Genomic DNA, 10,314 nt, shown 5'->3' with positions numbered 1-10,314 from the left:
GCCAGCTGGGGCTTGTGGCCGGGCACATGTCTACGTGAACACGTCTACTTCACGACGTTGACCATCTTGCCCGGTACGACAATCACCTTCCGGGGCGCGGCGCCGCCGAGCATCTCGACGATCTTCTCGTCCGCCAGCGCGGCGGCTTCGATCGCATCCGGCTTCGCATCGGCGGGCACCGTGATGCGACTGCGCACCTTCCCGTTGACCTGGATCGGGTACTCGACGGAGTCCTCGACGAGCCACTTCTCGTCCGCGGTCGGGAAGGGCCCGTGCGCAAGCGATTCCGTGTGTCCGAGCCGGGACCACAGTTCCTCGGCGAGGTGCGGCGCCACCGGAGCGAGCATGAGCACGAGGGGTTCGACCGCACTGCGCGGCGCACCCGCCGGGTACTGCTTGGTCAGGTGGTTGGTGTACTCGATCAGCTTGGCGATCGCGGTGTTGTCACGCAGGTGTGCGTAGTCGTCCGTCACCCCGGCAACGGCCTTGTTGAGCGCACGCAGGGTCTCGTCGCCGGGTGTCTCGTCCGTGACCCGAACGTCGCCGGTCTCCTCGTCGACCACCAGTCGCCAGGCACGCTGCAGGAAGCGGGACGCACCCACGACGTCCTTGGTCGCCCACGGACGCGACTGGTCCAGCGGGCCCATCGACATCTCGTAGACGCGGAGCGTGTCGGCACCGTAGTCGTGGCAGATCTGGTCGGGCGCAACGGAGTTCTTGAGCGACTTGCCCATCTTTCCGTACTCGCGGGCGACTTCCTGCTCGCCGTCGGGACCCGTCCAGAAGAACTTTCCGTCGCGTTCGACGACGTCCTCGGCCGGGACGTAGACACCGCGCGCGTCGGTGTAGGCGTACGCCTGGATGTATCCCTGGTTGAACAGGCGCCGGTACGGCTCGGACGAGGTCACGTATCCGAGGTCGAACAGCACCTTGTGCCAGAAACGCGCGTACAGCAGGTGCAGCACCGCGTGCTCGACGCCGCCGACGTACAGATCGACGCCGCCGGGATCGTTCGGCCCGTACAGATCCGGGCGCGGCCCGGTCCAGTACTGCTCGTTCTCCTTGGCGCAGAACTCCTCGTTGTTGAGCGGGTCGATGTAGCGCAGCTGGTACCACGAGCTGCCTGCCCACTGCGGCATCACATTGGTGTCGCGGGTGTAGCGCTGCAGACCGTCGCCGAGGTCGAGTTCGACGTTCACCCAGTCCGTGGCCTTCGCGAGCGGAGGCGAGGGGGCCGAGTCGGCGTCGTCGGGATCGAACGAGACGGGAGCGTAATCCTCGACCTCCGGAAGCTCCACGGGCAGCATGGATTCGGGGATCGCGTGAGCCTCGCCCTGTGCGTCGTAGACGATGGGGAACGGTTCGCCCCAGTAGCGCTGGCGCGCGAAGAGCCAGTCGCGCAGCTTGTACTGGACGGTTCCGACTCCCGCCCCGGACTCCTCGAGCTTCGCGATGATCGTCTTCTTCGCGTCCGGCACCGCCAGACCGTCGAGGTAGTCGGAGTTCACGAGCACACCGTCGCCGGTGTATGCCGCCTCCGAGATGTCGCCACCGGTGATGACCTCGCGGATCGGCAGCCCGAAGGCGGTCGCGAATTCCCAGTCACGCTGGTCGTGGCCCGGCACCGCCATGATCGCTCCGGTGCCGTACCCGGTCAGGACGTAGTCCGCGATGAAGACCGGCAGCTTCTCCCCGTTGACGGGGTTGACCGCGTAGGCGCCGACGAAGACGCCGGTCTTCTCCTTGCTCTCCTGCCGCTCGAGATCGGACTTGGCCGCGATCGACGCGCGGTACGCGGCGACGGCGTCACCTGGGGACGCGGCGCCACCGGTCCAGCGGGCATCGACACCCTCCGGCCAGGATGCGGCGACGATCTCGTCGACCAGCGGATGCTCGGGTGCGAGAGTGACGTAGGTGGCACCGAACAGCGTGTCGGGCCGGGTCGTGAAGACCTCGATATCCGAATCATGCCCGGCCACACCGAACTTCACCTGTGCGCCGTGGCTGCGCCCGATCCAGTTGCGCTGCATCGACTTGACCTTCTCGGGCCAGTCCAGGTATTCGAGATCGTCGATGAGCCGGTCGGAGTACGCCGTGATGCGCATCATCCACTGCTGGAGGTTCTTCCGGAACACCGGGAAGTTCCCGCGTTCGGAACGGCCGTCCGCGGTGACCTCCTCGTTGGCGAGCACCGTGCCCAGGCCGGGGCACCAGTTGACCAGCGAATCCGAGCGGTACACGAGGCGGTAGCCGTCGAGAGCGGACTGCTTCTCGGCATCCGACAGGGTCGACCAGTCACGGCCGTCCTCGAGGGTGCGGACACCCGCGTCCAGTTCCGCCTCGAGTTCGGAGATCCGGCGGGCCTTCCCTGCCGACCGGTCGTACCACGCGTTGTAGATGGTGAGGAAGATCCACTGCGTCCAGTGGTAGAACTCCACGTCCGTGGTCGCGATGGAGCGACGCTCGTCGTGCCCGAGTCCGAGGCGCCCGAGCTGGCGCTGCATGTTGGCGATGTTCGCCTGGGTGGTCGTGCGGGGATGGGTCCCCGTCTGGACGGCGTACTGCTCCGCCGGCAGCCCGAAGGCGTCGTAGCCGAGTGTGTGCAGCACGTTGCGGCCCTGCATGCGGTGATAACGCGCGTAGACGTCCGTCGCGATGTAGCCGAGCGGGTGGCCGACGTGCAGGCCCGCACCCGACGGATAGGGGAACATGTCCTGCACGAACAGCTTGTCGGCCGGCACATCGCCGGCGAGCGCGCCGACGGGATTGGCGGCGTGGAAGGTGCCGCGCTCGCGCCACAGCTCCTGCCAGCGCTGCTCGATCTGCCCCGCGAGTTCGGCGGTATACCGATGCTTCGGGGTGGCGTCGGACGACTGCTGCTGTGCGGCAGCGTGCGGCTGTGCGGAGGTCTGATCGGGACGGGTCACGGTGATCGCTATCTACTCGGCCGGCGTTTGTGGGCTCCTACCAGGGTAGAACGTGCCCGAACCCGACCTCACCGGCGCCTTCCGCCGACGCGTATCCTGACCGAGTGCTGATCGTCGCCCTTCTGCTCTTCCTGCTCGCTCTCGTCGTCGGAGCGGTCGGTGTCGCAGCGCTGGCCGGGAAGTTGCCGCGTAACCGCTGGGCCGGAGTACGCACCCCCGACTCTCTTCGCGACGACACCACGTTCGCGCTGGCCAACAAGGTTGCGGCCCCCAGCATGCTCGGGGCTGCCGTCCTACTCGCCGTGGGCGGTATCGCCTGCCTGACCCTGCCGACCGTCGCGGCGATCATCGCGATCGTCGTCACCGTCGGGGCGGCGCTCGTCACCGCCGGTGCCGGTGGTGCGGTCGGTGCGCGGGTCGCGGCGGCGACGAAGCCCACGGAATCCGAGGGATGCGGCTCGTCCTGCGGTGCGTGCAGCCTGCGCGGGGCGTGCGAGCCGAGCGCCTGACAGATCCCGGCGCCGGCCTCGCCGGCAGCGTGGAAAAGCTCCGAGGCTCTACTGTGAGGCCGTGTCGCAGAGTGAGGCCGTGTCGCAGACCCGCGTGATCGATCCTGTCGGTGTTGTCTTCGGCATCGTGGTTCCGGTACTCGCCGCCGCCTCGATCGTCGTTCTCGCCCGTCTCTGGGAGCCACGGCTACCGGCCGAGGTGGCAACGCACTGGACCGGATCGCGCCCGGACGGCTTCGGACCGGTCGGCTCGTCGGCGTGGACGATGGCGCTGCTCGTTGCGATGGTCGGGGGCGGTTGCTGTGCGATCGCGGCGCTCGCCCGGTCGTTGCTGCTGATGCGGCGCTACATGCTCGTCATCGGTCTCGGGGTCACCGGGGTGATGGTCGCGACATTCGTCGCCGTGCTCGGCGCCCAGCTCGACGTCGCGGACGCGACACAGACAGCATTTCCCACCTGGTCGATCGCGGTCGGCACGGTCGCGGGTGTCGCCGTCGGATGGCTCGGTGCGGCCCTGCTCCGCGACGGACGCGAACGCACACCCGCATCACGGCCGCCCGCACCCGATCTGCCCCGCGGACCGGTCGAATCATCACCCCTGGTGGACCGAGTCGGTATCGGCGCCGGTGCCACCGTCGTCCTGCTGGGCTCGATCCTCGTGCCCACCGTCCTCGTGTGCGCAGCCACGGACAGCTGGTGGCCGACGGCGGTCGTCGTTCCGGTCGCCGTCCTCGCCGTGAGCCTGCTGCGCTTCACCGTGATCGTGGACGAGAAGGGCATCCGGGTGCGCAACCTCGCGACGGATGCGGTGGTCTACGACCTCGACGAGATCGTCGGGGCCGAGGTCACCGAGACCCGGCCCTTCCAGGACTGGGGCGGCTGGGGTCTGCGGGTGAAGGGGCGCGGCCGATACGGCCTCGTCACCACCACCGGACCGGCTGTGGCGGTGACAACGGCGTCGGGCCACGTCTTCACGGTCACCTCGGCACGCGCCGATGAGCTCGCCGGGGCACTCAACACCCTCGCGGATCGACGCGGCGCCGCCGCATCCAGCGACTCCACCGGGTTGACGGAACCGTCCACCTGACGGTCGGTCAGTTCCGCTCGATCTCGATCGGATGCGTAGCGAGCAGCGCGAGCGGGAGCGGCTGACGGCGCAGGACCCGTGCCCAGAGGTCGACGTGCGCGGGAGTGAAGATGTCGTAGGGAAGCGCGGAGACCACCATCCAGTCGTCGTTGCGCAGCTCTCCGTCGAGTTGACCCCCGCTCCATCCCGCGTACCCGGCAAAGATCCGCACGGCTTCGACGTGCCGGGCGATGACGGCCGGATCCGAATCGAGATCGATCATCACGACGCGCCCGTCGACCCGTCGGATACCGGGCACACCGTCGACGGACATTCCGACCGGGACCGTGCCCAGACACAAAGCCGAACTCCGGTGAACCGGGCCGCCGACGAACAACGCCTTCGGCGCCGCCGCGAGCCGCGTCCACCGTGGCAGCATCGCGTCGACCGAGGTATTGCTGATGCGGTTGAGGACGACGCCGAAACTGCCCGCGTCGGTGTGCTCCACGACGTAGACGACGCTGCGGCGGAAAGTCGGTTCGGTGAGGTCGGTGGCGGAGACGAGGAGACTTCCGGGCCGCACCTTCGGAGTCACAGGTGCGGTGCGGTCCTCGGGTTCCTCCTGGTGCTGCGCCACGAGAGACATTCTGTCACCGGCGTCACCGCGATGTCGGCCGGAACCCGGCTGTCCGCGCGAGCAACGCGAGGTGGTGGTCGAACAACGACTCCGGGTCCGTGAAGGTGTCCGTGCCGTACTGGCCGAACACTTCGAAACTCACCGCCCCGAACAGCGCCGGCCACACGAACAGACCGCGCGCCAGAACGTCGTCCGGCAGGTCTGCGGAAATCTCGGCACGGATGCGATCGAGATCACCGACGAGCCCGGCGGTTGTGGGGACTTCCGTCGCCTCGTCCAGCGCCGCGGCCCGGTGGGCCTCGACCAGGATGCGTACCAGAGTCAGAACGACGCGGGTCCCCGGCTGGGTGGTCCGCTCGGCGGGTGCGTGATAGCCGGGCACAGGGGTACCGAAGATCAGGCCGTACCGGGCCGGCTCGGCACGCGCCCAGGCTCGCACCGCCCGGCCCAACGCGAAGAAGCGTGCCCGGTGGTCGGCGGCATCCACGGCATCGACGGCTGCGTCGACGGCATCGCCGAGTTCGTCGTAGGCATCGATCACCAGCAGGGTCAGAAGTTCGTCGCGGCTTGCGACGTACCGGTAGACGGCCGAGGAGACCACCCCGAGATCGCGGGCGACCGCCCGCAACGACAGGGCCTCGGCGCCACCGGCGGCGAGATGCTCACGGCCGATGGCCACGATGTCCGCCATCGTGCGGGCACGAGCCCGGGCGCGGGGTGTTGTCACGTCGCCCAGCCTGCCCTACCGGAAGCACCGCAAACAAATGTGAGCGCTGCTCCCTGCCGCGCCGGGCGGGACATCCGCGCAAAGTCGCGATCGATAGGGTCGCGTGTGTGCGGGACTCCCAGAAACAGGCGTGGCGATCGACCGCGACGGCGCTACGGCAATCCCCGGGACTCGCGCGACTGACAGCCGTCCGGTTCGCCGGGCAGTTCGGGGACGGTCTGTTCCAGGCCGCCCTCGGCGGAGCCATCCTCTTCAACCCCGAACGTCACACGAATCCGGTGGACATCGCCGTAGGGTTCGCGGTGCTTCTGCTGCCCTATTCGGTGATCGGACCGTTCGCCGGAGCCTTGCTCGACCGCTGGGATCGCCGTCTCGTCCTGGTGTGGGCCAACGCGGTGCGCGGAGTTCTCGTCGCGTCCGCGGCGGCGGTACTCCTCGTGGGTGGGCCACAACTGCCCCTGATGCTGCCGGCACTTGCCGCCGTGGGGGTGAGCAGATTCGTTCTCGCCGGAGTCTCGGCATCACTTCCGCACGTGACGAGGCAGTCGTGGCTCGTCCCGGTCAATTCCGTTCTGGCGACCGCGGGTTCGGTGGTCGCCGCAGCGGGTGCCGCCGTCGCGGTCGCGACGATCGGTGTCGTCGGTGCGGGGGACACGGGTTCCGGCATCGCGGTGGCGGTCGGCGTGACCGGATCGATCGTCGGCGCCGCCGCAGCGGCAGGGTTCCCCCGCAACGCGCTCGGACCCGACGGTGCACGACTCCGTTCGCCCGCGAGCGCGGTACTCGCCGGTCTGCGAACCGGCGCGGGCGCGGTCGCCGAGAATCCCGGAGTCGCTGCCGCGCTGCTCGGTATCGGGGCGCACCGCATCGTGTTCGGCCTGAACACACTCATCACGCTTCTCGTCCTGCGAAACGCCGACAACCCGTCGGACCTACCCGGTGGGCTCGCCGGATTCGGTGCCGCGGTGGCCTGCACGGCGGCGGGAATGCTCCTCGCCGCCGCCCTCACACCGTTCCTCCTCCCACGGCTCGGGCGACCTCGTGCGGTCACCGCCGGATTGCTCGCCGCCGCGGTCGTGCAGTTCGCGTTCGTCACCTCCTTGACGACGGGATCGTTGCTGATCGCCGCTTTCCTCCTCGGGGTCGCGGGACAGACCATCAAGCTGACGGGCGACGCCGCCATGCAGATCGAGATCGACGACGCACGTCGCGGGCAGGTATTCGCGTTGCAGGACACCGTGTTCAACCTGGCGTTCCTTGCCGCGATCGCCGCGTCGGCCTTCCTGATCGCGCCGGACGGGCGCAGCCCGGGACTTGCCCTGGCCGGCGGGCTGATCTACGTGCTCGCCCTGGCCGGCGTTCTCGCACTCGGGCGGTCGCGGACCTAGTCACGACCCCCGCAGGGCCGGAAGCGCGGCGCGATGAACGCGAATCTCCATGGCCTTGACGACGAACCACACGGCCGAGCCCGGCTCGAGACCGAGATCCGCAACCGCGGCGGGCGTCACTTCGGCCGCCAGACCGGCGACTCCGGTGCGCACCAGCACCGTCGAGCCCCGGGCCTCGACTTCGGTGACGGTCACCTCGAACGCATTGCGGGGACTCCCGTGTGGCTCGTCCACGTACACCGCGACCGCGGCGGGGGAGAAGACGGCCGCGGCCACATCTCCCGGTACGCACTCCTCGTCGACGACGCCGTGCACGGCACCGACCTCCGTCTCCACGCCATCCGCTGTCACCGTGCCGGCGATCAGGTTCATCCCGGCGATCTGTGCGGCGAAAGCGCTCCGTGGCCGGGTGAGGACGTCCCGCACCGCGCCGTGTTCCACGACACGTCCCGATTCGACCACCACGACGCGGTCGGCGAGGGCCAGGGCGTCGAGGGGGTCGTGTGTGACCACGAGCGCCGTGCGCCGGTCCTCACGCAGTATCCGGCGCAGCAGTGACCTGATCGCCGGCGCCGCAGCGACATCCAGCGCGGCCATGGGTTCGTCCAGCAGGAGCAACTGCGGGTCGGCAGCGAGAGCGCGGGCGATCGCGACCCGCTGAGCCTGCCCGCCCGACAAACGGTGCGGTTTGCGGTCGGCGAACGCCACAGCGTCGACGGCGTCGAGCCAGCGCAACGCCTCGGTATGCGCGGCGCGGCGGCTCATTCCGGCACTGCGCGGTGCGAAGGCCACGTTGCCCGCAGCGGTCAGGTGCGGGAACAGCAAAGCCTGTTGTGCCAGCAGGGCAACCGACCGGCGATGGGGCGGCACCGCGACACCCGCCGACGTGTCGGTGAGGATCCGGCCACCGAGCTCGATCCGGCCTTCGTCCGGAAGAACCAGTCCTGCAATCAGGTTCAGCAGCGTCGATTTCCCGGCACCGTTGGGACCGAGGATCGCGACCACGCTGCCCGATGCCACGTCCAGGTCGAAGTCGACGGACCGTGCGTCCACCCGTGCGTGCACGTGCAGTTCGCTCACCAGTCGCCACCTGCCCGGCGTCCGCGTGCGGCCACCACGATGAGCACTGCCACGACGACCAGGAGCAGCGACAACGCCACGGCGGCATCGGGATCGGTTTCCCGCTGCAGATAGATCTCGAGAGGGAGGGTGCGGGTGACGCCCTGGAGGCTGCCCGCGAAAGTGAGAGTCGCGCCGAATTCCCCGAGCGCCCGCGCGAACGCCAGGATCGCACCGGAGACGAGTCCCGGCAGCACCAACGGCAGGGTGACCCTGCGGAAGACCGTAGTGGGCCGGGCGCCCAGCGTCGACGCCACCGCCTCGTACCGTCGGCCCGCGGTACGCAACGCTCCCTCGAGACTCATCACCAGGAACGGCAACGCCACGAAGGTCTGTGCCAGCACGACAGCGGTGGTGGAGAACGCGATCCGGATCCCGAACGCCTCGAGGTGCTCACCGATGAGGCCGCGTCTGCCGAAGGTGTACAGCAGCGCGATCCCACCCACCACGGGTGGCAGCACGAGCGGCAGCAGGACCAGTGAACGGAGCACCGGCATCACGCGGGACGTGCTGCGTGCGAGCACGGCAGCCATGGGCACACCGAACACGATGCACAGCACGGTGCTGGTGAACGCGGTCCGCACACTGAGCGCGAGCGCCTGCATCGATGCCTCGGACGTGACCAGTTCCGGGAAGCGGTGCCAGTCGACGGAGAGCACGATCGAGACCAACGGCAGCACCACGAACAGGCCGCCGGCGATCGCCGGAAGATAGATCCACGCCGGCAGACCGGTCGGGGTGCGGGCCGCCGTCATGGACCCGCGAACCCGGCTTCCCCGAGAATCTCCAGTCCTTCGGGTCCGGCGACGAAATCGACGAACGCGCGGGCGGCGTCCGGATTCCGGGAATCTTCGAGTACGGCGATCGGATAGGAGTTGACGGAGTCCCCGGACTCGGGAAACGCCACGACGGTGACGGCATCGCCCGCGGCGCGCGCATCGGTGACGTAGACCAGTCCGGCGTCGGCCTGTCCCGAGGTGACCTTGGCGAGCACGTCGGCGACGGAGGATTCCTCGCTGACCGGCGACAGTTCGGTTCCGGTCGCCTCCTCGGCGCGCACGGTGGCGGCGCCGCACGGCACCTGGGGTGCACAGACGACCGCCGACACGCCGTCGCGGCCGAGGTCGTCGAACGAGGTGATGCCCTTCGGATTCCCCGGCTCGGTGACGATCGTGATCGTGTTGGCCGCGAAGAGCAGCGGATCACCGGCGACGAGACCCTCGTCCACGACGCGGGACATCGTGACGGTATCGGCGGACGCGAACACGTCGGCGGGTGCGCCCTGCGCCAGTTGGCCGGCGAGGTCAGACGACCCTGCGAAGTTGAACACCACGGCGACGTCGTCGTGCACTTGCTCGAACGCGGCACCGATCTCGGTGAACGTGTCCCTGAGCGACGCTGCCGCGAACACCGTGACAGTGCCCGTCACACCGTCACCCGACGGATTCCGATCACCCTGTTCCGAACCGCAGGCGACCGAAGCCAGTGCCACGGACGCCACCAGGATCCATCCTGCGCGCACGCGCCTCACGAGGACCCTCCGGGTGTTTCGATGATGACGGTTGTCGCTTTGACGACCGCGACCGCGACGCTGCCCGGTTCGAGGCCGAGTTCCCGCACCGCCTCGGTGCTCATGAGCGACACGACCCGATGCTGCCCGCACTGCATCTCGACCTGCGACATCACCGGGTCCGAGACGACCCGGGTGACGAGACCGACGAATTTGTTGCGGGCGGAACTCCCGACGCCGAGCAGATCCGGTGCCGCGTCGGCTTGGGCCCGCGAGAACGCCGCGAGTTCGCTGCCGTCGACCACTTTGCGGCCGGTGTCGTCCTTGCTCGCACGAAGGGCGCCCTGGTCGATCCAGCGCCGCACGGTGTCGTCGCTGACACCGAGCAGGCGTGCGGCGTCGCGGATACGGAAAGTCGTCACGATATGTTC

10 protein-coding genes are annotated in these 10,314 nt (G+C 68.9%); 3 read left to right on the top strand and 7 right to left on the bottom strand.

Annotation, left to right across the window (positions count from 1 at the left end; all coding sequences use genetic code 11):
• Positions 1–44: 44 nt before the first annotated feature.
• The gene (leuS, locus tag TVH25_RS12680) at positions 45–2,927 is read right to left on the bottom strand and encodes a leucine--tRNA ligase (protein ID WP_422424327.1); all 2,883 of its coding nucleotides are present in this window, start codon (positions 2,925–2,927) and stop codon (positions 45–47) included.
• A gap of 104 nt (positions 2,928–3,031) precedes the next feature.
• Here leuS and TVH25_RS12675 point away from each other — a divergent pair, with 104 nt between their 5' ends.
• Together TVH25_RS12675 and TVH25_RS12670 are read left to right on the top strand one after the other, a co-directional pair.
• The gene (locus TVH25_RS12675) at positions 3,032–3,436 is read left to right on the top strand and encodes an SdpI family protein (protein WP_169620926.1); all 405 of its coding nucleotides are present in this window, start codon (positions 3,032–3,034) and stop codon (positions 3,434–3,436) included.
• 79 nt (positions 3,437–3,515) lie between these two features.
• Positions 3,516–4,523 (top strand): DUF1648 domain-containing protein, encoded by a 1,008-nt coding sequence (locus TVH25_RS12670; RefSeq protein ID WP_378527246.1) that lies wholly within the window; start codon positions 3,516–3,518, stop codon positions 4,521–4,523.
• Positions 4,524–4,530: 7 nt separating this feature from the next.
• Here the strand turns inward: TVH25_RS12670 and TVH25_RS12665 are convergent, their stop codons facing one another.
• Positions 4,531–5,148 carry a YqgE/AlgH family protein gene (locus TVH25_RS12665; protein ID WP_206036880.1) on the bottom strand — a complete coding sequence of 206 codons (618 nt, stop codon included), beginning with the start codon at positions 5,146–5,148 and terminating at the stop codon, positions 4,531–4,533.
• Between the two features lie 13 nt (positions 5,149–5,161).
• On the bottom strand, positions 5,162–5,830 hold the full coding sequence (locus TVH25_RS12660) for a TetR/AcrR family transcriptional regulator (RefSeq protein ID WP_169621080.1): 669 nt from the start codon (positions 5,828–5,830) through the stop codon (positions 5,162–5,164).
• A gap of 143 nt (positions 5,831–5,973) precedes the next feature.
• Between TVH25_RS12660 and TVH25_RS12655 the strand changes: the two genes are divergently transcribed.
• Complete coding sequence (locus TVH25_RS12655; protein WP_422424326.1) at positions 5,974–7,254, top strand: MFS transporter; 1,281 nt, start codon at positions 5,974–5,976, stop codon at positions 7,252–7,254.
• Here TVH25_RS12655 and TVH25_RS12650 read toward each other — a convergent pair whose 3' ends face one another.
• The 4 genes from TVH25_RS12650 to TVH25_RS12635 are packed head-to-tail and all read right to left on the bottom strand — an operon-like array spanning position 7,255 to position 10,305.
• Complete coding sequence (locus TVH25_RS12650; protein WP_169620923.1) at positions 7,255–8,334, bottom strand: ATP-binding cassette domain-containing protein; 1,080 nt, start codon at positions 8,332–8,334, stop codon at positions 7,255–7,257.
• Positions 8,331–9,128 (bottom strand): ABC transporter permease, encoded by a 798-nt coding sequence (locus tag TVH25_RS12645; protein ID WP_296551298.1) that lies wholly within the window; start codon positions 9,126–9,128, stop codon positions 8,331–8,333. Before TVH25_RS12645 ends, TVH25_RS12650 begins: the two co-directional genes overlap by 4 nt.
• Positions 9,125–9,904, bottom strand: a complete 780-nt coding sequence (gene modA, locus TVH25_RS12640) for a molybdate ABC transporter substrate-binding protein (RefSeq protein ID WP_422424324.1) — start codon at positions 9,902–9,904, stop codon at positions 9,125–9,127. Before modA ends, TVH25_RS12645 begins: the two co-directional genes overlap by 4 nt.
• Entirely contained in the window at positions 9,901–10,305 is a 405-nt protein-coding gene (locus TVH25_RS12635; RefSeq protein WP_169620920.1) for a TOBE domain-containing protein, read from the bottom strand. The genes modA and TVH25_RS12635 overlap by 4 nt, the downstream gene beginning before the upstream one ends.
• Positions 10,306–10,314 lie beyond the last annotated feature (9 nt).

Origin of the sequence: Rhodococcus sp. 7Tela_A2, from assembly GCF_049311045.1 — a bacterium.
Lineage (GTDB): Bacteria > Actinomycetota > Actinomycetes > Mycobacteriales > Mycobacteriaceae > Rhodococcus.
The sequence above is the reverse complement of the archived record's forward strand: the minus strand, read 5'-3'. Positions and strand labels throughout refer to the sequence as shown.

Bases quoted from the DNA above. Each gene is read 5' to 3' on its own strand.
- TVH25_RS12665 (WP_206036880.1), bottom strand. From the start codon at position 5,148: ATGTCTCTCGTGGCGCAGCACCAGGAGGAACCCGAGGACCGCACCGCA.
- TVH25_RS12660 (WP_169621080.1), bottom strand. From the start codon at position 5,830: ATGGCGGACATCGTGGCCATCGGCCGTGAGCATCTCGCCGCCGGTGGC.
- TVH25_RS12645 (WP_296551298.1), bottom strand. From the start codon at position 9,128: ATGACGGCGGCCCGCACCCCGACCGGTCTGCCGGCGTGGATCTATCTT.